General features: G+C 59.9%; 22 protein-coding genes. 21 read left to right on the forward strand and 1 reads right to left on the reverse strand.

Translation table 11 applies throughout. The features are described 5' to 3' along the window. Positions 1-47: 47 nt before the first annotated feature. The 15 genes from bamA to ispD all read left to right on the forward strand — a co-directional run bounded on the left by bamA (position 48) and on the right by ispD (position 18,639). Positions 48-2,423, forward strand: coding sequence for an outer membrane protein assembly factor BamA (gene bamA, locus ABFB52_RS06780; RefSeq protein WP_085748110.1), 2,376 nt, complete (start codon positions 48-50; stop codon positions 2,421-2,423). Between the two features lie 45 nt (positions 2,424-2,468). After that, a complete protein-coding gene (locus ABFB52_RS06785) occupies positions 2,469-2,972 on the forward strand; it encodes an OmpH family outer membrane protein (RefSeq protein WP_003222140.1) in 504 nt (167 codons plus the stop codon). A 3-nt stretch (positions 2,973-2,975) separates the two neighbouring features. After that, complete coding sequence (gene lpxD / locus ABFB52_RS06790) at positions 2,976-4,031, forward strand: UDP-3-O-(3-hydroxymyristoyl)glucosamine N-acyltransferase (protein WP_085748111.1); 1,056 nt, start codon at positions 2,976-2,978, stop codon at positions 4,029-4,031. A 106-nt stretch (positions 4,032-4,137) separates the two neighbouring features. Then, positions 4,138-4,578 (forward strand): 3-hydroxyacyl-ACP dehydratase FabZ, encoded by a 441-nt coding sequence (gene fabZ, locus ABFB52_RS06795; protein WP_003222142.1) that lies wholly within the window; start codon positions 4,138-4,140, stop codon positions 4,576-4,578. Beyond that, positions 4,575-5,351 (forward strand): acyl-ACP--UDP-N-acetylglucosamine O-acyltransferase, encoded by a 777-nt coding sequence (lpxA, locus tag ABFB52_RS06800; RefSeq protein ID WP_085748112.1) that lies wholly within the window; start codon positions 4,575-4,577, stop codon positions 5,349-5,351. The genes fabZ and lpxA overlap by 4 nt, the downstream gene beginning before the upstream one ends. Positions 5,352-5,353: 2 nt before the next feature. Then, positions 5,354-6,484 carry a lipid-A-disaccharide synthase gene (lpxB, locus tag ABFB52_RS06805; protein ID WP_085748113.1) on the forward strand — a complete coding sequence of 377 codons (1,131 nt, stop codon included), beginning with the start codon at positions 5,354-5,356 and terminating at the stop codon, positions 6,482-6,484. Positions 6,485-6,495: 11 nt separating this feature from the next. Next, the gene (gene rnhB / locus ABFB52_RS06810; protein ID WP_085748114.1) at positions 6,496-7,122 is read left to right on the forward strand and encodes a ribonuclease HII; all 627 of its coding nucleotides are present in this window, start codon (positions 6,496-6,498) and stop codon (positions 7,120-7,122) included. 76 nt (positions 7,123-7,198) lie between these two features. Continuing rightward, on the forward strand, positions 7,199-10,720 hold the full coding sequence (gene dnaE / locus ABFB52_RS06815) for a DNA polymerase III subunit alpha (protein ID WP_129973414.1): 3,522 nt from the start codon (positions 7,199-7,201) through the stop codon (positions 10,718-10,720). Between the two features lie 139 nt (positions 10,721-10,859). Then, positions 10,860-11,807 (forward strand): acetyl-CoA carboxylase carboxyltransferase subunit alpha, encoded by a 948-nt coding sequence (locus ABFB52_RS06820; RefSeq protein ID WP_011332694.1) that lies wholly within the window; start codon positions 10,860-10,862, stop codon positions 11,805-11,807. A gap of 146 nt (positions 11,808-11,953) precedes the next feature. Then, entirely contained in the window at positions 11,954-13,282 is a 1,329-nt protein-coding gene (gene tilS / locus ABFB52_RS06825) for a tRNA lysidine(34) synthetase TilS (protein ID WP_102717200.1), read from the forward strand. 274 nt (positions 13,283-13,556) lie between these two features. Further along, positions 13,557-15,188, forward strand: coding sequence for a CTP synthase (locus ABFB52_RS06830; RefSeq protein ID WP_007954805.1), 1,632 nt, complete (start codon positions 13,557-13,559; stop codon positions 15,186-15,188). Between the two features lie 5 nt (positions 15,189-15,193). Then, complete coding sequence (gene kdsA, locus ABFB52_RS06835; RefSeq protein WP_007954807.1) at positions 15,194-16,039, forward strand: 3-deoxy-8-phosphooctulonate synthase; 846 nt, start codon at positions 15,194-15,196, stop codon at positions 16,037-16,039. Between the two features lie 156 nt (positions 16,040-16,195). Next, positions 16,196-17,485 (forward strand): phosphopyruvate hydratase, encoded by a 1,290-nt coding sequence (gene eno / locus ABFB52_RS06840; protein WP_007954808.1) that lies wholly within the window; start codon positions 16,196-16,198, stop codon positions 17,483-17,485. A gap of 171 nt (positions 17,486-17,656) precedes the next feature. Continuing rightward, on the forward strand, positions 17,657-17,935 hold the full coding sequence (gene ftsB, locus ABFB52_RS06845; protein ID WP_003222158.1) for a cell division protein FtsB: 279 nt from the start codon (positions 17,657-17,659) through the stop codon (positions 17,933-17,935). Further along, positions 17,932-18,639 carry a 2-C-methyl-D-erythritol 4-phosphate cytidylyltransferase gene (ispD, locus tag ABFB52_RS06850; RefSeq protein ID WP_129973413.1) on the forward strand — a complete coding sequence of 236 codons (708 nt, stop codon included), beginning with the start codon at positions 17,932-17,934 and terminating at the stop codon, positions 18,637-18,639. The genes ftsB and ispD overlap by 4 nt, the downstream gene beginning before the upstream one ends. Here the strand turns inward: ispD and ABFB52_RS06855 are convergent. Next, positions 18,636-19,532 carry a LysR substrate-binding domain-containing protein gene (locus tag ABFB52_RS06855; RefSeq protein ID WP_085748119.1) on the reverse strand — a complete coding sequence of 299 codons (897 nt, stop codon included), beginning with the start codon at positions 19,530-19,532 and terminating at the stop codon, positions 18,636-18,638. The genes ispD and ABFB52_RS06855 overlap by 4 nt on opposite strands. A gap of 116 nt (positions 19,533-19,648) precedes the next feature. Between ABFB52_RS06855 and ABFB52_RS06860 the strand changes: the two genes are divergently transcribed. Genes ABFB52_RS06860 through ABFB52_RS06885 form a run of 6 tightly spaced genes read left to right on the forward strand, consistent with a single transcriptional unit; the run spans position 19,649 to position 24,658 of the window. After that, positions 19,649-20,761: an S-(hydroxymethyl)glutathione dehydrogenase/class III alcohol dehydrogenase gene (locus ABFB52_RS06860; protein WP_085748120.1), complete on the forward strand. Its 1,113-nt coding sequence runs from the start codon at positions 19,649-19,651 to the stop codon at positions 20,759-20,761. Positions 20,762-20,816: 55 nt separating this feature from the next. Beyond that, entirely contained in the window at positions 20,817-21,662 is an 846-nt protein-coding gene (fghA, locus tag ABFB52_RS06865; RefSeq protein ID WP_085748121.1) for an S-formylglutathione hydrolase, read from the forward strand. Positions 21,663-21,715: 53 nt separating this feature from the next. Then, positions 21,716-22,189, forward strand: a complete 474-nt coding sequence (ispF, locus tag ABFB52_RS06870) for a 2-C-methyl-D-erythritol 2,4-cyclodiphosphate synthase (RefSeq protein WP_007954821.1) — start codon at positions 21,716-21,718, stop codon at positions 22,187-22,189. Next, the gene (gene truD / locus ABFB52_RS06875; protein WP_011332702.1) at positions 22,186-23,244 is read left to right on the forward strand and encodes a tRNA pseudouridine(13) synthase TruD; all 1,059 of its coding nucleotides are present in this window, start codon (positions 22,186-22,188) and stop codon (positions 23,242-23,244) included. The genes ispF and truD overlap by 4 nt, the downstream gene beginning before the upstream one ends. Next, on the forward strand, positions 23,232-23,981 hold the full coding sequence (gene surE / locus ABFB52_RS06880) for a 5'/3'-nucleotidase SurE (protein WP_085748122.1): 750 nt from the start codon (positions 23,232-23,234) through the stop codon (positions 23,979-23,981). The genes truD and surE overlap by 13 nt, the downstream gene beginning before the upstream one ends. Positions 23,982-24,022: 41 nt before the next feature. After that, positions 24,023-24,658, forward strand: coding sequence for a protein-L-isoaspartate(D-aspartate) O-methyltransferase (locus ABFB52_RS06885; protein ID WP_170844894.1), 636 nt, complete (start codon positions 24,023-24,025; stop codon positions 24,656-24,658). Positions 24,659-24,699: the final 41 nt, after the last annotated feature.

The following is a 24,699-nucleotide window of genomic DNA, read 5'->3' on the forward strand; positions in this document are numbered from 1 at the left end:
ATTTTGCGGCAGTTTGTTTATTGCCAGTTGGAATAAGAAAGGACTTCATGAAACGTCTGCTGCTAACTGCGGTTCTCACCGTATTGATGATCGCCGAAGTTCACGCCGAGTCCTTCACTATCTCTGATATTCGCGTCAATGGCCTCCAGCGGGTCTCCGCGGGTAGCGTCTTTGGTGCCTTGCCGTTGAACGTCGGCGAGCAGGCGGATGATCGTCGCCTGGTGGAATCCACTCGTGCGTTGTTCAAAACCGGTTTCTTTCAAGATATCCAGCTGGGCCGCGAAGGCAACGTTCTGGTGATCACCGTCGTCGAACGTCCCTCGGTCGCCAGCATCGAGATTGAAGGCAACAAGGCGATCTCCACCGAAGACCTGATGAAAGGCCTCAAGCAATCCGGTCTGGCCGAAGGCGAGATCTTCCAGCGCGCGACCCTCGAAGGCGTGCGTAACGAGCTGCAACGTCAATACGTTGCACAAGGTCGTTACTCGGCTACCGTCGATACCGAAGTGGTTTCGCAGCCGCGCAACCGTGTCGGCCTGAAAGTGAAGATCAACGAAGGCACCGTTGCTGCCATTCAGCACATCAACGTGGTGGGCAACACGGTTTTCCCCGAAGAAGACCTGACCGACCTGTTCGAACTGAAAACCACCAACTGGCTGTCGTTCTTCAAGAACGATGACAAGTACGCCCGTGAAAAACTGTCCGGTGACCTGGAGCGTCTGCGTTCCTACTACCTGGACCGCGGCTATATCAACATGGATATCGCTTCGACCCAGGTGTCCATCACCCCGGACAAGAAGCACGTCTACATCACCGTCAACGTCAACGAAGGCGAGAAGTACACCGTTCGTGACGTCAAACTCAGCGGTGACCTGAAGGTTCCTGAAGACCAGGTCAAGTCGCTGTTGCTGGTGCAGAAAGGCCAGGTGTTCTCGCGCAAGCTGATGACCACCACCTCCGAACTGATCACCCGTCGTCTGGGTAACGAGGGTTACACCTTCGCCAACGTCAACGGCGTACCGCAACCGCACGACGAAGATCACACCGTCGATATCCTGTTTGCTGTCGATCCAGGCAAGCGTGCCTACGTCAATCGCATCAATTTCCGTGGCAACACCAAGTCCGAGGACGAAGTGCTGCGTCGTGAAATGCGTCAAATGGAAGGTGGCTGGGCTTCGACCTACCTGATCGACCAGTCCAAGACCCGTCTGGAGCGTCTGGGCTTCTTTAAAGAAGTCAACGTCGAAACCCCGGCCGTGCCAGGTGTCGACGACCAGGTTGACGTGAACTACAGCGTTGAAGAGCAGGCTTCCGGTTCGATCACCGCCAGCGTCGGTTTCGCCCAGAGCGCCGGTCTGATCCTCGGTGGTTCGATCACCCAGAACAACTTCCTCGGTACCGGTAACCGCGTCAGCGTTGGCCTGACCCGCAGCGAATACCAGAGCCGCTACAACTTCGGCTACGTTGACCCCTACTGGACCGCCGATGGCGTGAGCCTGGGTTACAACGCGTTCTACCGTACCACCGACTACAAAGACCTCGACGTCGATGTGGCGAGCTATGCGGTAGACAGCCTGGGCGCCGGCGTGAACGTGGGCTACCCGATCAGCGAGACTTCGCGTCTGACCTTTGGTCTGTCCGTTCAACAGGACGAGATCAAGACCGGTACCTACACCGTTGACGAGATTTTCGACTTCGTTAACAGGGAAGGCGACAAGTACCTGAACTTCAAGGCCTCGGCCGGCTGGTCCGAGTCCACCTTGAACAAAGGTGTACTGCCGACCCGTGGTCGCTCCCAGAGCCTGACGCTGGAAACTACCGTTCCAGGCAGCGATCTGTCGTTCTTCAAGCTCGATTACCGCGGTCAGCTGTTCCAGCCGATCACCGATAACTACACTCTGCGCCTGCACACTGAACTGGGCTATGGCGACGGTTACGGTTCGACCGACGGCTTGCCGTTCTATGAAAACTACTATGCTGGTGGTTTCAACTCGGTGCGTGGCTTCAAGGACAGCACCCTTGGCCCGCGAAGCACGCCAAGTACGGGGAGTAACCCGGGCACGGCGAGAGACCCGGACCAGGATCCGCTGCCGTTCGGTGGTAACGTCCTGATCCAGGGCGGTGTCGAGGTTCTGTTCCCGCTCCCGTTCGTCAAGGATCAGCGTTCGCTGCGTACTTCGGTATTCTGGGATGTCGGTAACGTGTTCGACTCCAAGTGTTCCGATACTACGAACGCCAACGGTACGAAGTCGAATACCCAATGCAACGACATCAGTCTTAGCAACATGGCCAGCTCCGTCGGTGTCGGCGTGACCTGGGTCACCGCACTGGGTCCGCTGAGTTTTGCACTGGCTATGCCGATCAAGAAACCGGATGACGCTGAAACTCAAGTGTTCCAATTCTCCCTCGGTCAGACGTTCTAAGCGTTTGACCCAAGATAACGACAATGGATTTTGTAGGAGTGCATCGTGCGTAAGTTGACTCAATTGGTTCTCCTGGCCTCCGTACTGGTGGCAGGCCCGGCATTTGCCGACATGAAAATCGCCGTTCTGAACTATCAGATGGCGCTGCTGGAATCCGACGCGGCCAAGAAGTACGCCGTGGATGCCGAGAAGAAATTCGGCCCTCAACTGACCAAGCTCAAGACCCTGGAAAGCAGCGCCAAGGGCATTCAGGATCGCCTGATGGCCGGTGGCGACAAGATGCAGCAAGGCGAGCGCGAGCGTCTGGAGCTTGAGTTCAAGCAAAAGGCTCGTGACTTCCAGTTCCAGTCCAAGGAACTGAACGAAGCCAAGGCCGTTGCCGACCGCGAAATGCTCAAGCAACTGAAGCCGAAGCTGGATAGCGCAGTGGAAGAAGTCATCAAGAAAGGTGGTTTTGACCTGGTGTTCGAGCGTGGCGCAGTGATCGATGTCAAACCTCAGTACGACATCACGCGCCAGGTTATCGAGCGCATGAATCAGCTGAAGTAACCCATGACCGTGACTATCAAGCTCGGCCAGTTGGCCGAGTTCCTCGGCGCCACCCTGAGTGGCGACCCCGAGAAGCAAATCACTGGGCTAGCCACCTTGCAGGAGGCTGGCCCAGCTCAGTTGAGCTTTCTGGCAAACCCCCAATACCGTAAATACCTGGCAGGCTCGCAAGCCGCAGCCCTGTTGCTCAAGGCTGCCGACGCGGAAGGTTATGCCGGTGATGCGTTGGTGGTGCCGGATCCTTACCTGGCTTACGCGCGCATTTCCCATCTGTTCGATCCAAAGCCCAAGGCAACTGCCGGCGTTCATCCAACAGCGGTGATTGCCGAGGATGCCGTGGTTGATCCGAGCGCCAGTGTCGGTCCCTTCGTGGTGATCGAAGCCGGGGCTCGAATCGGTGCAGGCGTGACACTCGGCGCGCATTGCGTTGTCGGTGCCCGCAGCGAAATCGGCGAGGGCGGCTGGCTGGCCCCGCGGGTCACGCTGTATCACGATGTGCGGATCGGCAAGCGTGTGGTGATCCAGTCCGGTGCTGTGCTCGGCGGTGAAGGCTTCGGCTTTGCCAACGAGAAGGGCATCTGGCAAAAGATCGCCCAGATCGGTGGCGTGACCATCGGCGACGATGTGGAGATCGGCGTGAATACCGCCATCGACCGCGGTGCGTTGGCCGATACCGTGATCGGCAATGGCGTGAAGCTCGACAACCAGATTCAGATCGCCCACAACGTGCAGGTCGGTGACCACACCGCCATGGCGGCGTGCGTGGGGATTTCCGGCAGCACCAAAATCGGCAAGCACTGCATGCTCGCCGGCGGTGTTGGCCTGGTAGGGCACATCGATATTTGCGACAACGTATTCCTGACCGGGATGACCATGGTGACCCACTCGATTACCGAGCCGGGTGCCTATTCTTCCGGCACAGCTATGCAACCTGCGGCCGAATGGCGCAAAAGCGCGGCCCGTATTCGTCAGCTCGATGACATCGCGCGACGTTTGAAACAGCTGGAAAAGCGGTCCGGGGAAGTGACCCCCGACGGTAATGCTTCATCTGAAGGCTGATACCATTTCCATATCAAGTGTGCACAGCCTCTGGACTGCCTCCTTGATTTGCTAGAGGAGTGCGCGTCAGTCGCGCTCCCAATCTTTACATAGGCTTCCCCCCGAAATGATGGACATCAACGAGATTCGCGAATACCTGCCTCACCGTTACCCGTTCCTGCTGGTGGACCGGGTAGTGGAGCTGGATACGGAAGGCAAGCGCATTCGCGCCTACAAGAATGTCAGCATCAACGAACCGTTCTTCAATGGTCACTTCCCTGCGCACCCGATCATGCCGGGCGTGCTGATCATCGAAGCCATGGCTCAGGCTGCCGGGATCCTCGGTTTCAAGATGCTTGACGTGAAACCGGCCGACGGCACCCTTTACTACTTCGTCGGTTCCGACAAGCTGCGCTTCCGCCAGCCAGTGCTGCCGGGTGATCAGTTGATCCTTGAAGCCAAGTTCATCAGTTGCAAGCGTCAGATCTGGAAGTTCGAATGCCAGGCTTCGGTCGATGGCAAACCGGTCTGCTCGGCTGAAATCATTTGTGCGGAACGCAAGCTATGAGTTTGATTGACCCTCGCGCAATCATCGATCCGTCGGCCGTCCTGGCTGATGGCGTCGAGGTCGGCCCGTGGTCGATCATCGGTGCAGGTGTGGAAATCGGCGAGGGAACGGTCATCGGGCCACACGTGATCCTCAAAGGTCCGACCCGTATCGGCAGGCACAATCGCATCTACCAGTTTTCCTCTGTAGGCGAAGACACGCCGGACCTGAAATACAAGGGCGAAGAAACGCGCCTGGTGATCGGTGACCATAATGTCATCCGTGAAGGCGTGACGATTCACCGTGGCACCGTGCAGGATCGTTCCGAAACGACCTTGGGTGATCACAACCTGATCATGGCCTATGCCCACATCGGACATGACAGCGTCATCGGCAACCACTGCATCCTGGTCAACAACACCGCGTTGGCCGGCCATGTGCACGTTGATGACTGGGCGATCCTGTCCGGTTTCACCCTGGTGCATCAGTATTGCCACATTGGCGCCCACAGCTTTTCCGGTATGGGCACGGCCATCGGCAAGGATGTTCCGGCGTTCGTCACTGTATTTGGCAACCCGGCCGAAGCGCGCAGCATGAACTTCGAGGGCATGCGCCGTCGCGGTTTCAGCGAAGACGCCATTCACGCCCTGCGCCGTGCATACAAAACGGTGTATCGCCAGGGACTGACTGTCGAGCAGGCGCTGGCCGAACTCGCCGAACCGTCCGCCCAGTTCCCGGAAGTCGCGGTGTTCCGTGACTCCATTCAGTCGTCGTCTCGCGGCATCACCCGCTGATCATGGCCAATCTTCGTATTGCGCTGGTGGCGGGGGAGGCTTCCGGTGACATTCTGGGTGCCGGTCTCATGCGTGCGCTCAAGGCACAGCATCCCGCGGTGGAGTTCATCGGTGTCGGCGGTCCGCTGATGCAGGCCGAAGGCCTGACTTCCTATTTTCCGATGGAGCGTCTGTCGGTCATGGGGTTGGTTGAGGTCCTGGGGCGGTTGCGTGAGCTGCTCAAGCGCCGCAAGGACCTGATTGCTACCCTGATTGCCGAGAAGCCAGACGTATTCATCGGTATCGACGCGCCGGACTTCAACCTCAATATCGAACTCAAGCTACGTCAGGCCGGAATCAAGACCGTGCATTACGTCAGCCCGTCGGTGTGGGCGTGGCGGCAGAAGCGGGTCTTGAAGATCCGCGAAGGCTGCGACCTGATGCTTACGCTGCTGCCGTTCGAAGCCAGATTCTACGAAGAGAAGGGCGTACCGGTGCGGTTCGTCGGCCATACGCTGGCCGACACCATTCCGCTGGAGGCTGATCGCTCTGCTGCGCGCGCCGAACTCGGTTTGCCGGATGGTCCGCTGGTGGCTTTGATGCCCGGCAGCCGGGGCGGTGAAGTCAGTCGTCTGGGGGCGCTGTTCCTCGATACTGCCCAGCGCGTGCGGGCCATGCGCCCAGGCGTGCGTTTCGTCATACCGTGCGCCAACCCCGAGCGTCGTGCCCAGCTCGAAGAGCTGCTGGCCGGCCGCGACCTGCCGGTGACCCTGCTCGATGGCAAATCCCATCTGGCGCTGGCGGCGTGCAATGCGGTCCTGATCGCGTCGGGTACGGCAACCCTTGAAGCGCTGTTGTACAAGCGCCCGATGGTCGTGGCCTATCGTCTTGCTCCGCTGACGTTCTGGATTCTCAAACGCATGGTCAAGAGCCCGTACGTGTCCCTGCCGAACCTGTTGGCCCAACGATTGCTGGTCCCGGAATTGTTGCAGGATGATGCGACGGTCGAGGCGCTTGCCCAGACCCTGTCGCCGTTGATCGACGGTGGCGAAGAGCAGACCCGCGGCTTCGACGAGATCCACCGCACCCTGCGCCTGGACGCTTCCAATCAGGCGGCTGACGCCGTTCTGAACCTGATCGGTCAAACACGATGAGCAAGACAAGCATGCAGATGGGCCTGGATTTCACCTTGGTCGCCGAAGTCGAAGAGCTGGTCGCCGGCGTCGATGAAGTCGGTCGCGGCCCGTTGTGCGGCGCGGTCGTTACGGCAGCGGTGATCCTCGATCCGAACCGTCCGATTCTCGGCCTCAACGATTCGAAGAAACTTACCGAAGCCAAGCGCGAAAAGCTCTACGACGAAATCTGCGAGAAGGCGCTGAGCTGGTGCATCGCCCGCGCCGAAGTCGAAGAAATCGACGAACTGAACATCCTTCACGCCACCATGCTGGCGATGCAGCGCGCGGTCGCTGGCCTGCATATCCAGCCGAAACTGGCAATGATCGACGGCAACCGCTGCCCGAAACTGCCGATGCGTTCCGAAGCGGTGGTGCAGGGCGACGGCAAGGTGCCGGCGATTGCAGCGGCATCGATTCTGGCCAAGGTCAGCCGCGACCGCGAGATGGCGGCGTTCGAATTGATCTACCCGGGTTACGGCATCGGCGGCCATAAAGGCTATCCGACCCCCGTTCATCTGGAAGCGCTGTCACGCCTCGGGCCGACGCCGATTCACCGGCGTTCTTTTGCCCCGGTACGGCAGGCTTATGAAGCACTGGAAGGTCTCGCGCAGGTTTAGCGGCGAGGCTGATGTTTTGTTCGGGGCCCGGTACAATCCGGGCCTTGTTGTCTCTATGTAACTGGACAGGATCACTATGCCGGCTTCATTCGTTCATCTACGCCTGCACACTGAATACTCCCTGGTCGACGGGCTGGTGCGGATCAAACCGCTGGTCAAGGCCCTGACCGGCATGGGCATGCCGGCCGTTGCGGTGACCGACCAGAACAACATGTGTTCGCTGGTCAAATTCTATAAAAACGCCATGGGTGCCGGGATCAAGCCGATCTGCGGCGCCGACCTGTGGCTGTCGAACAAGGACCCGGACGGGCCGCTGAGCCGGATCAGCCTGCTGGTCATGAATGCCCAGGGCTATCGCAACCTGACCGAGCTGATTTCCCGTGGCTTCATCGACGGTCAGCGTAACGGCATGGTCATCATCGAGCGCGAGTGGGTCGCCGAGGCCAACGAAGGCCTGATCATGCTGTCCGCCGCGAAAGAAGGCGAGATCGGTATGGCCATGATCGGCGGCAACCCCGCCGAAGCCGAGGCGCTGGCCCGCGAATGGATGGCGGTGTTCCCGGATCGTTTCTATCTGGAAATTCAGCGTACCAACCGTCCGAACGACGAAGAACAGTTGCACGGTGCCGTGGCCCTTGCCGACAAGCTCGGCGCGCCGTTGGTAGCTACGAACGACGTACGCTTCATCAAGCAGGAAGACTTCGCCGCCCACGAAACCCGTGTCTGCATCGGTGAGGGCCGGGCCCTCGACGACCCACGGCGATCCAAGAACTACAGCGACCAGCAGTACCTGAAAAGCGCCGAGGAAATGGCCGAGCTGTTCAGCGACCTGCCCGATGCGATCGAGAACACCGTCGAGATCGCCAAGCGCTGCAACATCGACGTGAAGCTGGGCAAGCACTTCCTGCCCGACTATCCAATTCCCGATGGCATGACCATTGACGAATATTTCCGCAAGGTCTCGTTCGATGGTCTGGAAGAGCGCCTCAGCGTGCTGCTGCCCAAGGACACCACCGAGGACTACGAGGCCAAGCGTCAGGTCTACGTCGACCGGCTGAATTTCGAGCTGGATATCATCATCCAGATGGGGTTCCCCGGTTACTTCCTGATCGTGATGGACTTTATCCAGTGGGCCAAGAACAACGGTGTTCCGGTGGGCCCAGGCCGGGGGTCGGGTGCCGGATCGCTGGTGGCCTATGTACAGAAGATCACCGACCTCGACCCGCTGGAATATGACCTGCTGTTCGAACGTTTCCTCAACCCGGAACGGGTATCGATGCCCGACTTCGACGTCGACTTCTGCATGGACGGTCGCGACCGGGTGATCGACTACGTGGCCGAAAAGTACGGCCGCAACGCGGTGAGCCAGATCATCACCTTCGGTTCCATGGCGGCGAAGGCTGTGGTGCGGGACGTGGCGCGGGCCCAGGGCAAGTCGTTCGGCCTGGCGGATCGCCTGTCGAAGATGATTCCGTTCGAAGTCGGCATGACCCTTGAAAAAGCCTACGAGCAGGAAGAAATCCTGCGCGACTTCATCAAGGTCGATGAGGAAGCGGCGGAAATCTGGGAGATGGCGCGCAAGCTCGAAGGCGTGGTGCGTAACGTCGGTAAACACGCCGGTGGTGTGGTGATCGCGCCGACCAAGCTGACCGACTTCTCGCCGATCTATTGCGACGAGGCCGGCGACGGTCTGGTGACCCAGTTCGACAAGGACGACGTCGAGGCGGCCGGTCTGGTGAAGTTCGACTTCCTCGGTCTGCGGACCCTGACGATCATCGACTGGGCGCTGAAGACCATCAACCGCGACCGCGCCAAGGTCAACGAGCCGCCGCTGGACATCGCTTTCATCCCGCTGGATGACAAGCCGACCTATCAGCTGCTGCAAAAAGCTGAAACCACCGCTGTGTTCCAACTTGAATCCCGCGGGATGAAAGAGCTGATCAAAAAGCTCAAGCCCGACTGCCTCGAAGACTTGATCGCACTGGTGGCCCTGTTCCGTCCGGGGCCGCTGCAATCGGGCATGGTGGATGACTTCATCAACCGTAAGCACGGTCGCGCGGAACTTGCGTATCCGCATCCGGATTACCAGTACGAAGGCCTGCAGCCGGTACTGGCACCGACCTACGGCATCATCCTGTATCAGGAACAGGTGATGCAGATCGCCCAGGTCATGGCCGGTTATACCCTCGGTGGCGCGGACATGCTGCGTCGGGCGATGGGTAAGAAGAAGCCCGAGGAAATGGCCAAGCAGCGCGGCGGTTTCATTGAGGGTTGTGCGTCGAACAATATCGACGCGGATCTGGCCGGTAACATTTTCGACCTGGTGGAAAAATTCGCCGGTTACGGCTTCAACAAATCCCACTCCGCCGCCTACGGCCTGGTCTCGTACCAGACTGCCTGGCTGAAAGCCCACTACCCGGCGCCGTTCATGGCCGCGGTACTGTCGGCGGACATGCACAACACCGACAAGGTCGTGACCTTGATCGAGGAAGTGCGCACGATGAAGCTGCGCCTCGACGCGCCGGACGTGAACACCTCTGAGTTCAAGTTTACGGTGAACGACGAAGGCCGCATCGTGTACGGCCTGGGCGCGATCAAAGGCGTCGGCGAAGGCCCGGTGGAAGCGATCACCGAAGCCCGTCAGGCCGGTCCGTTCAAGGATTTGTTCGACTTCTGCGCCCGGGTCGACCTCAAGCGCATCAACAAGCGCACGCTGGACGGTCTGATTCGCAGCGGCGCGCTGGATCGCCTCGGCCCGTACTTCCACGACGAGCAGAAGGCGTATCAGGCCAACATTGACCGCAACCGCGCCGTGCTGCTGGCGGCGATGGAAGAGGCGATCAAGTCGGCCGAGCAGACCGCGCGCACCCGTGACAGCGGCCACGCCGACCTGTTTGGCGGGCTGTTCGTCGAGGAAGACGCGGACGTTTACGCGATCCACCGCAAGGCGAAGGAGCTGACGCTCAAGGAACGCCTCAAAGGTGAAAAAGACACCTTGGGCCTGTACCTGACCGGTCACCCGATTGACGAGTACGAAGGTGAGATCCGCCGTTTCGCCCGTCAGCGCATCATCGACCTGAAACCGGCCCGGGATACCCAGACCGTGGCGGGGATGATCATTGCCCTGCGGGTGATGAAGAACAAAAAGGGCGACAAGATGGGGTTCATCACCCTCGATGATCGCTCCGGACGGATCGAGGCGTCGCTGTTCGCCGATGCGTTCCACTCCGCGCAATCGCTGCTTCAGACCGATGCGATGGTGGTGGTCGAAGGCGAGGTCAGCAACGATGACTTCTCCGGCGGCCTGCGGCTGCGGGTCAAGCGGGTGATGAGCATGGAAGATGCGCGCACCAACCTGGCCGAGAGTCTGCGCCTGAAGTTGCAAACCCAGGACCTGAAAGGCGATCAGCTACGCTGGTTGAGTGATTTGCTCAAGCGTCATCGCGGGGCGTGCCCGATCACCATGGAGTACACCAGTCCCGATGCGAAGACCTTGCTGCAGTTTGGCGAGACCTGGCGGATCGACCCGGCGGATGCCTTGATTCAAGCCCTGCGTGACCAGTTCGGGCGAGACAACGTCTTCCTCCAATACCGTTGACCGGCAGGTGCTATCAAAGCGCCTGCCCACAACCTGAATTTTTAATCTCGACCTCAGCGCGCCTCTCCCTTAAGGTAGGGCGCGAATAGACAACCGGCCGGCCCAAGCTCATTTGGGACACGACCCAAGACGGACGCCTATGAACCCGAATTTTCTAGATTTCGAACAGCCGATCGCCGACCTGCAAGCCAAGATCGAAGAGTTGCGCTTGGTCGGTAATGACAATTCGCTGAATATCGGCGATGAGATCTCCCGCCTGCAGGACAAGAGCAAGACGCTGACCGAAGACATCTTCGGCAAGCTGACCAGCTGGCAGATCGCACGTCTGGCGCGTCACCCGAAACGTCCTTACACCCTGGACTACATCGAGCACATCTTCACCGAGTTCGACGAACTGCACGGTGACCGTCACTTCTCCGACGACGCGGCCATTGTGGGCGGCGTGGCACGTCTGGAAGACCAGCCAGTGATGGTGATCGGTCACCAGAAGGGCCGTGAAGTGCGTGAAAAGGTACGCCGCAACTTCGGCATGCCGCGTCCGGAAGGCTACCGCAAGGCTTGCCGCCTGATGGAAATGGCCGAACGTTTCAAGATGCCGATCCTGACCTTCATCGACACCCCGGGCGCCTACCCTGGCATCGACGCCGAAGAGCGCAACCAGAGCGAAGCGATCGCCTGGAACCTGCGCGTCATGGCTCGCCTGAAAACCCCGATCATCGCCACCGTGATTGGTGAAGGTGGTTCCGGCGGTGCACTGGCGATCGGCGTGTGCGATCAGTTGAACATGCTGCAGTACTCGACCTACGCGGTGATCTCGCCGGAAGGTTGCGCGTCGATTCTGTGGAAAACCGCAGAGAAAGCGCCGGATGCTGCTGAAGCGATGGGCATCACTGCCGAGCGTCTGAAAGGCCTCGGCATTGTCGACAAGGTGATCAGCGAGCCTTTGGGCGGCGCTCACCGTGATCCGGCTGCGGCCGCTGCCTCGATTCGCGCCGAGCTGAGCTCGCAACTGGCGATGCTGAAGAAGTTCGACAACGAAGCGCTGCTCAAGCGTCGTTACGATCGTCTGATGAGCTACGGCCTCTAAGTCGAGCCGTTTCGGCCAACGATGCAAAACACTGTGGGAGCGGGCTTGCCCGCGAATGCGATGTAACATTCAACGACTGTGTTGGCTGTTTCACCGCTTTCGCGAGCAAGCCCGCTCCCACATTTGGTTTGTGAAAAGGTAGAAAAATGGGTCAGCCCTCGATTGATTTGCCTTCCAGGCTTCTGCGCAATCTCAAGCCCTGGCTCGGTGCTTCCCATTGGCGGATCGCCTTCTCCGGTGGCCTCGATTCCACCGTCTTGCTGCACCTTCTGGCAAATCTTGCCAAAACCCATTCCCTTCCCGCGCTAAGTGCCATCCATGTCCATCACGGCCTTCAGACTGTGGCCGACGCGTGGCCGGCGCATTGTCAGGCTGTCTGCGATGAACTGGCGGTGCCGTTGCAAGTGGTGCATGTGCAGGTGCAGCCGGGGGCGAGTCTGGAGCGGGCGGCGCGGGATGCGCGCTATGCAGCGTTCATAGCGGCGACTCAGGCCAGTGATGTGCTGCTGACCGGGCAGCATCGCGATGATCAGGCTGAAACGCTGTTGTTTCGCCTGTTGCGTGGCGCTGGCGTGCGTGGGTTGTCCGGTATGCCAGTTCAGCGCGTGCTGGGGCAGGGCAGTCTGGTTCGGCCGTTACTCGATGTTACGCGGGCCGAGCTGGAAGCCTATGCGCACGACCATGGTCTGCGTTGGATTGAGGACCCTTCCAATCAGGATCGACAGTTCTCGCGCAACTATCTGCGCCATCAGGTCATGCCGTTGCTGACCGGCCGCTGGCCTCAGGCTCACGCCAGCATGGCCCGCAGTGCGGCGCATCTGCGTGAGGCGCAAGGTTTGCTCGATGAGCTGGCTCAAATCGATCTGGCTCAAGCAAGCTTGCCCGCCGAGTTCGAATGGTCGGGATTGCCATCATTGGAGTTTGCGGCCATCGCGGGGTTGTCCGATGCCCGTCAGCGAAACGCACTCAGTCACTGGCTTGAACCTTTGACCCGACTGCCGGATACCGACCATTGGTCGGGTTGGGCGGACCTGCGCGATGCCGGCAACGATGCCTCGCCGATCTGGCGTCTGGCGGATGGCGAGTTGCATCGAAGCGCCGGTCGCTTGTGGTGGCTCAGCGGGCAATGGCTACGCGCACCGGTGGTCAGCGGCGACTGGCACGAGCCGTCGCTGGCGCTACGCTTGCCCGATAACGGACGTGTCATGTTCATCGGCCAGACTCCCGCCGGGCCGCTGCAAATCCGCTATCGGCAGGGCGGCGAGGTGATGCATCTGGCGGATCGCGGTCATCGTGATCTCAAGCGCCTGCTCAATGAGCGCGCGGTGCCGGGCTTCGTGCGTGGCAGATTGCCGCTGCTGTTTCGCGGTGAAGAATTGCTCGCCGTGGCGAACCTGCCGGGGCTCGACGGCAATGCGCTGGAAGGCTGGCGATTGCATTGGCAGCCTTCGGACGAAGATCAAGGTTTGAGATGAAGGGGGCATTCCGGTAGACTACGCTCCCTTCTTGATACAACTTCTGTGGATTCGCCTGAATTGCAGGAGTTGCCGATTACCAAGCAGTCTTTGCTGGGCGATTCCAAAAAATGTGTAGCGAGCAACGTACCGGTGTTTTCACTTCCGGTCTGTCCCAACGCGGCGGTTTTTTTGAAAGGTGCACTGTGATTAATGCAGGTGATCGGGGGCTTCGGCCTTCCTTCGCTTTCCCCGGCGGCTCGGACCGCTTTAACGCAGACTTCTAGGGTTTTTCATGACGCGCTACATATTCGTCACGGGCGGTGTTGTTTCTTCTTTGGGGAAAGGCATTGCATCGGCTTCATTGGCGGCCATCCTGGAGGCGCGGGGGCTTAAGGTCACCATGCTGAAGCTGGATCCGTACATCAACGTCGACCCGGGCACCATGAGCCCGTTCCAGCACGGTGAAGTGTTCGTCACCCACGACGGCGCCGAGACCGACCTGGACCTGGGCCACTACGAGCGGTTCATCCGCACGACCATGACCCAGAACAACAACTTCACCACCGGCCGTGTCTACGAACACGTGCTGCGCAAAGAGCGCCGTGGTGACTACCTGGGTGCAACCATCCAGGTGATTCCGCACATCACCGACGAAATCAAGCGTCGCATCATCAAGGGCGCCGGCGATGCCGACGTGGCCCTGGTGGAAATCGGTGGCACCGTTGGCGACATCGAATCGCAACCGTTCCTCGAAGCCATCCGCCAGCTGCGTGTGGAAGTCGGTTCCAAGCGCGCGATGCTGATGCACCTGACCCTGGTTCCGTATATCGCCACCGCAGGCGAAACCAAGACCAAGCCGACCCAGCACTCCGTGAAGGAACTGCGTTCGATCGGCCTGCAGCCAGACGTTCTGATCTGCCGTTCCGACCATCCGGTGGATGTGTCGTCGCGTCGCAAGATCGCGCTGTTCACCAACGTTGAAGAGCGTGCGGTGATCTCCCTGGAAGACGTCGACACCATCTACAAGATCCCGGCCGTGCTGCACGCTCAGGGTCTGGACGATTTCGTCGTCGAGCGTTTCGGTCTGCAATGCAATGGCGCCGACCTGTCCGAGTGGGAAAAGGTCGTTGATGCCAAGCTCAATCCAGAGCACGAAGTCACCATCGCGATGGTCGGCAAGTACATGGAGCTGCTGGACGCCTACAAGTCGCTGATCGAAGCGATGAGTCACGCCGGCATCACCAACCGTACCAAGGTCAACCTGCGCTACATCGATTCCGAAGACATCGAGAACCAGGGCACCGCGCTGCTGGAAGGCGTCGACGCGATCCTCGTACCGGGCGGCTTCGGTCTGCGTGGCGTGGAAGGCAAGATCACTGCCGTTCAATACGCTCGCGAAAACAAGGTTCCATACCTGGGGATCTGCCTGGGCATGCAAGTGGCGGTCATCGAGTTCGCCCGTAACGTGCTGGGCTGGAAAGACGCCAACTCCACCGAATTCGATCGTGCCAGCGGCCATCCGGTTGTCGGTCTGATCACCGAGTGGGAAGACGCTACCGGTGCAGTCGAAACCCGTACCGAAGCGTCCGATCTGGGCGGCACCATGCGCCTCGGCGCTCAGGAATGCCTGCTCGAAGCCGGCTCCAAGGTGCACGACTGCTACGGCAAGGATGTGATTGTCGAGCGTCACCGTCACCGTTACGAAGTGAACAACAACCTGCTGCCGCAAATCATCGAGGCTGGCCTGAAAATCTCCGGTCGCTCTTCCGATGCTGCGCTGGTTGAAGTGGTCGAAGCTCCGGATCATCCATGGTTCGTCGCTTGCCAGTTCCACCCAGAGTTCACCTCGACGCCACGCGATGGCCATCCGCTGTTCAGCGGCTTCGTCAAAGCGGCATTGGCTCAACACCAGAAGAAGGCGTAACCCCGATGGCACAGAAGATCATCCGCGTCGGCGACATCGAGATTGCCAATGACAAACCCATGGTGCTGTTCGGCGGCATGAACGTGCTGGAAAGCCGTGACATGGCCATGCAGGTTTGCGAAGAGTACGTGAAGGTCACCGAAAAACTCGGCATCCCTTACGTGTTCAAGGCCAGCTTCGACAAGGCCAACCGTTCTTCTGTGACCTCCTATCGCGGTCCTGGCCTGGAAGAGGGCATGCGCATCTTCCAGGACATCAAACAAGCCTTCGGCGTGCCGATCATCACCGACGTCCACGAGCCTGACCAGGCCGCGGTCGTCGCCGAGGTCTGCGACATCATCCAGCTGCCGGCCTTCCTGTCGCGCCAGACCGATCTGGTCGTCGCGATGGCCAAGACCAACGCTGTGATCAACATCAAGAAAGCCCAGTTCCTCGCGCCTCAGGAAATGAAACACATCCTGAACAAGTGCGTGGAAGCGGGTAACGATCAGTTGATCCTCTGCGAGCGTGGTTCGAGCTTCGGCTACAACAACCTCGTGGTCGACATGCTCGGCTTCGGCATCATGAAGCAGTTCGAGTACCCGGTATTCTTCGACGTGACCCATTCGCTGCAAATGCCTGGCGGTCGTTCCGACTCTGCCGGCGGTCGCCGCGCCCAGGTCACCGACCTGGCCAAGGCTGGCATGAGCCAGTCGCTGGCGGGCCTGTTCCTCGAAGCGCACCCGGATCCGGACAACGCCAAATGCGACGGCCCTTGCGCCTTGCGTCTGGACAAACTGGAGCCATTCCTGGCCCAGCTCAAAGCCCTGGACGAACTGGTGAAGAGTTTTCCGACGGTAGAAACCGCGTAAACCTCAATTCTCCGGTAAAGTACCGCACGATTTGTCGCTCATGCCCTCGGGTATGAGCGTTGTCGTCTGCAAGCTGCCCGCTGCACACCACTTGCCGACGGTAAAAAGATTTCCTCTAGCTGCGTCGTTTTCGTCAACTTTGGAGTGTTTACAACAATGGCAAAAATCGTCGACATCAAAGGTCGTGAAGTTCTCGACTCCCGTGGCAATCCCACCGTGGAAGCGGACGTGCTTCTCGACAACGGCATCATCGGCAGCGCTTGCGCGCCGTCCGGTGCATCCACTGGCTCGCGTGAAGCGCTCGAGCTGCGTGATGGCGACAAGAGCCGTTACCTGGGCAAGGGCGTGCTCAAGGCGGTAGCCAACATCAACGGTCCGATCCGCGATCTGCTGCTGGGCACCGACCCAAGCGACCAGAAAGCGCTGGATCACGCGATGATCAAGCTGGACGGTACTGAAAACAAAGCGACCCTGGGCGCCAACGCCATCCTCGCCGTTTCTCTGGCTGCGGCCAAGGCGGCTGCACAGGATCAGGATCTGCCGCTGTACGCTCACATCGCCAACCTGAACGGCACCCCGGGTGTGTACTCGATGCCGGTTCCGATGATGAACATCATCAACGGTGGCGAACACGCCGACAACAACGTCGACATCCAGGAATTCATGGTTCAGCCGGTTGGCGCCAAGTCTTTCTCGGAAGGTCTGCGCATGGGCACCGAGATTTTCCATCACCTGAAAGCCGTGCTGAAGGCCCGTGGCCTGAGCACTGCTGTCGGTGACGAAGGCGGTTTCGCGCCGAACCTGGCGTCCAACGAAGACGCACTGAAAGTGATTTCCGAAGCAGTCGCCAACGCCGGTTACAAGCTGGGCACCGACGTGACCCTGGCTCTGGACTGCGCGGCCAGCGAGTTCTTCGAAGACGGCAAGTACAACCTGTCCGGCGAAGGCCAGGTGTTCACCGCTGAAGGTTTCGCCGACTACCTTAAAGGTCTGACCGAGCGTTACCCGATCATCTCGATCGAAGACGGTCTGGACGAGTCCGACTGGGCTGGCTGGAAGATCCTCACCGACAAGATCGGCGAGAAGACCCAACTGGTCGGCGACGACCTGTTCGTGACCAACACCAAGATCCTGAAAGAAGGCATCGATAAAAAGATCGCCAACTCGATCCTGATCAAGTTCAACCAGATCGGCACCCTGACCGAAACCCTGGAAGCCATCCAGATGGCCAAGGCAGCCGGTTACACCGCCGTGATCTCGCACCGTTCGGGCGAAACCGAAGATTCGACCATTGCCGACCTGGCTGTGGGTACTTCGGCTGGCCAGATCAAGACCGGTTCGCTGTGCCGTTCCGACCGCGTTTCCAAGTACAACCAACTGCTGCGTATCGAAGAGCAGTTGAATGGCAAGGCCAAGTACAACGGTCGTAGCGAGTTTCGCGGCTGAGCAGTAAATGATAGAAAGACACCGGATTGTGTCGGAAAAGTCGTGACAGCGATGGATTTGCCACTAATCTGATGCCTTATATGCACAAGCCTGGATATTCCAGGCTTCGTGCTATCAGATGCTTCAAAGTTTTGGCGTGGCTGTCTTTTTTCACTGGATACCTGATATTCGATGCGCAGTCCTTACTGGTTGTTTCTCGTTTTGCTCTTGCTGCTGGCCGGTCTGCAGTACCGCCTGTGGGTGGGCAATGGCAGTCTGGCGCAAGTCGCCGAACTGAATCAGCAGATTGCTGATCAACACGCCGAGAACGAAGCCTTGCTGGAGCGCAACCGGGTGATGGACGCTGAAGTCAGCGAGTTGAAAAAAGGCATGGAGACCGTTGAAGAGCGGGCTCGTCACGAACTGGGCATGGTCAAGGACGGCGAAACCCTTTACCAGTTGGCCCAATGATCGATTCCCTGCCGGCCTTCTGGGCCGTGATTCCTGCCGCGGGCGTCGGTGCACGTATGGCCGCGGACCGTCCCAAGCAATATCTGCAACTGGGCGGGCGCACAATTCTCGAACACAGCCTCGGCTGTTTCCTCGATCACCCGAGCCTCAAGGGCCTGGTGGTCAGCCTTGCCGTTGATGATCCTTATTGGCCGAATCTGGCCAGCGCCAGCGATCCGCGCATTCAACGGGTTGACGGTGGTGCCGAGCGTTCCGGCTCGGTGCTCAACGCCTTGCTTCATCTGCACGCCCAAGGCGCGGACGACGAGGACTGGGTGCTGGTGCACGATGCGGCGCGGCCCAATCTGAGCCGTGACGATCTCGACAAAATGCTCGCTGAGCTGGCGAACGATCCGGTCGGCGGCCTGTTGGCCGTGCCGGCGAAGGACACCTTGAAACGGGTCGACAAGCACGGTCGGGTGGTGGAAACCGTCGATCGCAGCGTGATCTGGCAAGCCTATACGCCGCAGATGTTCCGCCTCGGTGCGCTGCACCGCGCATTGGCGGACAGTCTGGTTGCGGACGCAGTGATTACCGATGAGGCTTCTGCGATGGAGTGGGCCGGGTTGGCACCGCGCCTGATCGAAGGTCGCGCGGATAACCTGAAAGTCACCCGCCCCGAAGACCTCGAATGGTTGCGCCAGTGCTGGGCCAATCGACGTTAAGCCCGATATTCCGGCCGTTCGGCCAAGCCTTCCTTGAGAAAGTCCACCAGTTTGCGCACCTTCGGCGACAAGTGCCGCTGCTGTGGGTACAGTGCCCACACCGCCGTATTCGGCGGTTGATGCGCTTCCAAAAGCGAAACCAATGCACCGCTGTGCAGATGTTCCAGCACGTAATAGTCCGGCAACTGACACAGTCCGACGCCTTGTAGCGCCGCATCCAGCACCGCTTGCCCACTGTTGCAGCGCCAGTTTCCCTGCACCCGCTGGGAAAATTCCCGCCCATTTTGTTCAAGCTGCCAGATGTCCGAGCTGCCGATCAGGCAATTGTGCCGTCCCAGCTCCGACAAACTGTGTGGGCGCCCGTACCGTTCAAGGTAGGAAGGCGATGCGCACAGATACATGCGTCGCGGTGCCAGCCGGGTCGCCACCAGCCGGGAATCCTGAAGCCGGCCAAGACGGATCGCCAGGTCCAGGCCTTCATGCACCAGATCGAGTTGCCGGTTGGTCAGTTCGATATCGATGCGCAGTTGCGGGTAATGCCCCATGAAACGGGTCACCAGCGGCACGATGAAGCGTTCGCCGTAAGCCACGGCGCAGGTCATGCGCAGCATGCCTTTGGGTTCGCTGGTCAGGTCGCCGACTGCGCGCAGCGCTTCTTCGCGACCGTCCTGTAGACGCTGGCAATGTTGCAGAAAGGTCTGGCCGGCTTCGGTCAGGGTGACGCGCCGGGTACTGCGGTACAGCAGTCGCGTCTGCAAGCGCTCTTCCAGTCGTACGATTTGTCGACTGATGTGCGAGGAAGAAACGCCCAGGCGTTCGGCAGCCGCAGTGAACTGGCTGCATTCGGCAACGGCGACGAACTCGTCGATGCCTTCCCAGCGGTTTTCGGACATGGGGATTATCCCTGTATGGCAATAATGTTTTGCTTTTGCCAGGATTATTCATCAAGCAGCGCTGAACTACACTGACTGTCTGGTTTTTTATTCAATCGATTCACTGGAGAGTCAGCATGATCAAGTCGCGCGCCGCCGTTGCCTTCGAGGCCAAGAAGCCGCTGGAAATCGTAGAAGTCGATGTCGCCATGCCCAAGGCCGGTGAAGTGCTGCTGCGCGTGGTGGCTTCCGGGGTTTGCCACACTGACGCTTACACCCTGTCCGGCGCTGATCCGGAAGGTATCTTCCCGTCGATCCTCGGTCACGAAGGCGGTGCCATAGTCGAAGCGATCGGCGAAGGCGTGACCTCGGTGGCCGTCGGCGACCACGTGATTCCGCTGTACACCCCGGAATGCGGCCAGTGCAAATTCTGTAAGTCGGGCAAAACCAACCTGTGTCAGGCGATCCGCGCCACCCAGGGCAAGGGCCTGATGCCGGACGGCACTTCACGCTTTTCCTACAAGGGCCAAACGATTTTCCACTACATGGGCACTTCGACGTTCTCCGAGTACACCGTGCTGCCGGAAATCTCCGTGGCCAAGATCTCCAAAGATGCCCCGCTGGAAAAGGTCTGTCTGCTCGGCTGCGGCGTGACCACCGGTATCGGCGCAGTGATCAACACCGCTAAAGTCAAACCGGGTGACACCGTGGCCATCTTCGGTCTCGGCGGCATCGGTCTGTCGGCCGTGATTGGTGCAGTGAAGGCCAAGGCCGCGCGCATCATCGCCATCGACATCAACCCGGCCAAGTTCGAAATCGCCAAACAATTGGGTGCTACCGACTGCGTGAACCCGAAAGACTTCGATCGTCCGATCCAGGAAGTGATCGTGGACATGACCGATGGCGGCGTCGACTTCTCTTTCGAATGCATCGGCAACGTGCAACTGATGCGCGCAGCCCTCGAGTGCTGCCATAAAGGCTGGGGCGAGTCGGTGATCATCGGTGTGGCCGGTGCCGGCCAGGAAATCTCCACCCGTCCGTTCCAGCTGGTGACCGGTCGCGTCTGGCGTGGTTCGGCGTTCGGTGGCGTGCGTGGTCGTACCGAATTGCCAAGCTACGTCGATATGGCGCAAAGCGGCGAAATCCCGCTGGATACTTTCATCACTCACACCATGGGCCTGGAAGATATCAACAAAGCTTTCGACCTGATGCACGAAGGCAAGAGCATCCGCACCGTCATTCATTTCTGATCAGTCGCGATGCCACGGCTGCCGATATGTAGCCGTGGCTGCGTAGGAGTCCTACATGAGTCTGGAAAACATCTCCTGTCAGAAAAGTTTCGGCGGTTGGCACAAGCGCTATCGCCATCGCTCCGAAGTGCTGGGCTGCGACATGGTGTTTGCCGTGTATCTGCCGCCGCAGGCAGAGCAGGGCGGCAAGTTGCCGGTGCTGTACTGGCTGTCGGGCCTGACCTGCACGGACGAGAACTTCATGCAGAAGGCCGGCGCGATGCGCATGGCGGCCGAACTCGGTCTGATCATCGTGGCGCCGGACACGAGCCCCCGTGGCCCCGACGTACCGGGTGATCCTGACGGGGCCTGGGATTTCGGCCTAGGTGCCGGGTTTTATCTGAATGCCACGCAGGAGCCATGGTCGCGGCACTATCGGATGCACGACTATGTTGTGCAGGAATTGCCTTCACTGGTTGAAGCGCATTTCCCGGCCTCGGACAAGCGCAGCATCAGTGGCCACTCCATGGGCGGCCACGGTGCATTGGTTTGTGCGTTGCGCAATCCGGGTCGTTACCAGTCGGTTTCGGCGTTTTCGCCAATCAACAATCCGATTGATTGCCCGTGGGGCCAGAAGGCATTCACCCGCTATCTCGGCGAAGACCGTTCGAAGTGGCGCGAGTGGGATGCCTGTGCACTGATCGCCGAAGCGGACGAGAAACTGCCACTGCTGGTCGATCAGGGTGACCGCGACGATTTCCTCGCCACCCAGCTCAAACCGGAAGCCCTGCAACAAGCGGCAAAACAAGCGGGCCACCCGCTGACGTTGCGCCTGCAACCGGGCTACGACCACAGCTATTTCTTCATCGCGAGCTTCATTGACGACCACTTGCAGCATCACGCACGCGCTCTAGGCGCCTAACGCCTGACAAAGCAGGTAGAATCACGCCCTGACAAAATTCGGGGCGTTTTTTTATGCGTATTGGCCACGGCTATGATGTGCACCGTTTCGCTGAAGGCGATTTCATTACTCTGGGCGGCGTGCGAATCGCACACGGCTTCGGGCTGCTCGCTCACTCCGACGGTGACGTCCTGCTGCATGCCTTGAGCGACGCCTTGCTCGGCGCGGCTGCGCTGGGTGATATCGGCAAGCATTTCCCGGATACCGACCCGCAATTCAAGGGTGCCGATAGCCGAGTGCTGCTGCGTCACGTGGTCAGTCTGATCCACGCCAAAGGCTGGAAGGTCGGCAACGTCGACAACACCATCGTTGCCCAGGCGCCGAAAATGGCCCCCCATATTGAATCGATGCGCGCGCTGATTGCCGCGGATCTGCAAGTAGAACTGGATCAAGTGAACGTGAAAGCCACCACCACCGAGAAGCTCGGCTTCGTCGGTCGCGAAGAAGGCATCGCCGTGCATTCCGTTGCCTTGTTGCTGCGCGCATGAACGAACTGCAACTGCTCGGCCCGCGGGCCTATGGCGACGCCCTCGGCACCGCGGTACTGAAAGCCATCGCCGAAGATTTCCAGGTCGATGAAGTTCTCGACATTCCGTTCAGCGGTGACGGTGAACACCTGTGGATCTGGGTGGAAAAGCGCGGCCTGAATACCGAAGAAGCGGCTCGACGCATCGCCAAGGCGGCCGGTGTGCCGCTGCGTACGGTCAGTTACGCTGGGCTCAAGGATCGTCAGGCGCTGACCCGCCAGTGGTTCAGCGTGCAGTTGCCGGGCAAGGCCGATCCGGATCTGTCGGCGGCGGAAAACGACACGCTGAAAATCCTCAAGACCACCCGCCACAAGCGCAAGCTGCAGCGCGGTGCGCATTCGGCCAACGGTTTCACCCTGCGCCTGACTCAGTTCAATGGTGACAAGGCCGCTATCGACGAGCGTCTGCAACTGATCGCCAAACAAGGCATCCCGAATTACTTCGGCGCCCAACGTTTCGGTCATGACGGTGGCAACGTGGTCGATGCCCGTTCGTGGGCCGCGCGCAAGGCACTGCCGGAGCAGCGCAATGTGCGCTCGCGCCTGCTGTCGACCGCGCGCAGTTTTCTGTTCAATCAGGTGCTCGCGGCGCGGGTCGCCGATGGCACCTGGCAGCGTGCCCAGGTCGGCGATCTGCTGGCCTTTACCGACAGCCGCAGCTTTTTCCCGGCCGGTGAGGCCGAGTGCAGCGACCCACGCCTGGCGATTCTCGACCTGCATCCGACCGGCCCGCAGTGGGGCGAAGGTGACTCGCCGGCGGCCGGGGTTGTCCATGATCTGGAGCAGGGGATTGCCGCACGCGAGGCGGATCTGCGCGATTGGTTGATTAATGCCGGTATGAGCCACGAACGTCGCATCCTGCGGCTGCCCATTGGCGGGTTGACGTGGCATTATCCCGAGCCTGACATTCTGCAACTGGAATTCGTCCTCCCGGCCGGATGCTTCGCCACCGTATTGGTGCGCGAACTCGTTGATCTGGTGCCGGTGGGGCAGACGGACAGCCCATGCGTATTCTGATTTCTAACGACGATGGGGTGACTGCGCCCGGTCTTGCCGCGCTTTATGCTGCGCTGGCGGATTACACCGAGTGCGTGGTTATCGCCCCGGAACAGGACAAGAGCGGTGCCAGCAGTTCGCTGACACTCGACCGTCCGCTGCACCCGCAATACCTGGCCAACGGCTTTATCAGCCTCAATGGCACACCGACCGACTGCGTTCATCTGGGACTCAACGGCTTGCTCGAACGCCAGCCGGACATGGTGGTTTCGGGTATCAACCTGGGCGCCAACCTGGGGGATGACGTGCTGTATTCCGGAACGGTGGCAGCCGCCCTTGAGGGCCGCTTTCTCGAGCGCCCGTCGTTTGCCTTCTCACTGGTTTCGCGGCAGGTCGACAACCTGCCCACGGCCGCCTACTTTGCGCGCAAACTGGTCGAGGCCCACGCCGGGCTTGATCTGCCACCGCGCACGGTGCTGAACGTGAACATTCCGAATCTGCCGATCGATCACATTCGCGGCATTCAACTGACCCGTCTCGGCCATCGCGCCCGTGCGGCTGCACCGATGAAAGTCGTCGACCCGCGTGGAAAGGCCGGCTACTGGATCGCAGCGGCAGGTGATGCGGAAGATGGCGGGCCTGGCACCGATTTCCATGCGGTGATGCAAGGTTACGTATCCATCACTCCGTTGCAGCTCGATCGCACCTTCAATGATGCCTTCCGAAGTCTCGACGGCTGGCTGGAGGGGCTCAACTGATGGCTCGTGAACAAGACGACAGGCTGCGCAGCGGCATCGGGATGACGTCCCAGCGAACCCGTGAGCGCCTGATCCAGCGTCTGTACGAAGAGGGCGTTTCCAACGCCAGCGTGCTGGAAGTGATCCGCCGCACCCCACGACACCTGTTCGTCGATGAAGCGCTGGCGCACCGTGCCTATGAAGACACCGCGCTGCCGATCGGCAACAACCAGACTATTTCCCAGCCTTATATGGTGGCGCGTATGAGCGAGCTGCTGCTGGAGGCCGGGCCGCTGGATAAAGTACTGGAGATCGGCACCGGTTCCGGTTACCAGACGGCGGTGCTGTCGCAACTGGTCGAGCGGGTGTTTTCGGTGGAGCGCATCAAGGTTCTGCAGGATCGGGCCAAGGAACGCCTGGTCGAGCTCAACCTGCGCAACGTGGTGTTTCGTTGGGGCGATGGCTGGGAAGGCTGGCCGGCGCTGGCGCCGTACAACGGCATCATTGTCACGGCAGTCGCCACCGATGTGCCTCAGGCTTTGCTTGATCAACTGGCACCGGGCGGGCGGATGGTGATCCCGGTCGGCTCGGGTGAAGTGCAGCAATTGATGCTGATCGTGCGCGAAGAAAACGGCTTCTCCCGACACGTTCTGGGGGCAGTGCGTTTCGTGCCATTGCTGAACGGTCCGCTGGCCTGAGCATTTGTTTCACGATGCTGAATTCCTGTCGAGTGCGCCTG

The organism is Pseudomonas sp. 9.2(2024) (genome assembly GCF_039695385.1).
Classification (GTDB): Bacteria; Pseudomonadota; Gammaproteobacteria; order Pseudomonadales; family Pseudomonadaceae; genus Aquipseudomonas; species Aquipseudomonas paraglycinae.

Bases quoted from the DNA above. Each gene is read 5' to 3' on its own strand.
- truD (WP_011332702.1), top strand. From the start codon at position 22,186: ATGAACGAACTGCAACTGCTCGGCCCGCGGGCCTATGGCGACGCCCTC.
- kdsA (WP_007954807.1), top strand. From the start codon at position 15,194: ATGGCACAGAAGATCATCCGCGTCGGCGACATCGAGATTGCCAATGAC.
- bamA (WP_085748110.1), top strand. From the start codon at position 48: ATGAAACGTCTGCTGCTAACTGCGGTTCTCACCGTATTGATGATCGCC.
- lpxD (WP_085748111.1), top strand. From the start codon at position 2,976: ATGACCGTGACTATCAAGCTCGGCCAGTTGGCCGAGTTCCTCGGCGCC.
- ABFB52_RS06855 (WP_085748119.1), bottom strand. From the start codon at position 19,532: ATGTCCGAAAACCGCTGGGAAGGCATCGACGAGTTCGTCGCCGTTGCC.
- ftsB (WP_003222158.1), top strand. From the start codon at position 17,657: ATGCGCAGTCCTTACTGGTTGTTTCTCGTTTTGCTCTTGCTGCTGGCC.
- lpxA (WP_085748112.1), top strand. From the start codon at position 4,575: ATGAGTTTGATTGACCCTCGCGCAATCATCGATCCGTCGGCCGTCCTG.
- fghA (WP_085748121.1), top strand. From the start codon at position 20,817: ATGAGTCTGGAAAACATCTCCTGTCAGAAAAGTTTCGGCGGTTGGCAC.
- surE (WP_085748122.1), top strand. From the start codon at position 23,232: ATGCGTATTCTGATTTCTAACGACGATGGGGTGACTGCGCCCGGTCTT.
- ABFB52_RS06830 (WP_007954805.1), top strand. From the start codon at position 13,557: ATGACGCGCTACATATTCGTCACGGGCGGTGTTGTTTCTTCTTTGGGG.
- ispD (WP_129973413.1), top strand. From the start codon at position 17,932: ATGATCGATTCCCTGCCGGCCTTCTGGGCCGTGATTCCTGCCGCGGGC.
- rnhB (WP_085748114.1), top strand. From the start codon at position 6,496: ATGCAGATGGGCCTGGATTTCACCTTGGTCGCCGAAGTCGAAGAGCTG.
- eno (WP_007954808.1), top strand. From the start codon at position 16,196: ATGGCAAAAATCGTCGACATCAAAGGTCGTGAAGTTCTCGACTCCCGT.
- dnaE (WP_129973414.1), top strand. From the start codon at position 7,199: ATGCCGGCTTCATTCGTTCATCTACGCCTGCACACTGAATACTCCCTG.
- ABFB52_RS06820 (WP_011332694.1), top strand. From the start codon at position 10,860: ATGAACCCGAATTTTCTAGATTTCGAACAGCCGATCGCCGACCTGCAA.
- lpxB (WP_085748113.1), top strand. From the start codon at position 5,354: ATGGCCAATCTTCGTATTGCGCTGGTGGCGGGGGAGGCTTCCGGTGAC.
- fabZ (WP_003222142.1), top strand. From the start codon at position 4,138: ATGATGGACATCAACGAGATTCGCGAATACCTGCCTCACCGTTACCCG.
- ABFB52_RS06860 (WP_085748120.1), top strand. From the start codon at position 19,649: ATGATCAAGTCGCGCGCCGCCGTTGCCTTCGAGGCCAAGAAGCCGCTG.
- tilS (WP_102717200.1), top strand. From the start codon at position 11,954: ATGGGTCAGCCCTCGATTGATTTGCCTTCCAGGCTTCTGCGCAATCTC.
- ABFB52_RS06885 (WP_170844894.1), top strand. From the start codon at position 24,023: ATGACGTCCCAGCGAACCCGTGAGCGCCTGATCCAGCGTCTGTACGAA.
- ispF (WP_007954821.1), top strand. From the start codon at position 21,716: ATGCGTATTGGCCACGGCTATGATGTGCACCGTTTCGCTGAAGGCGAT.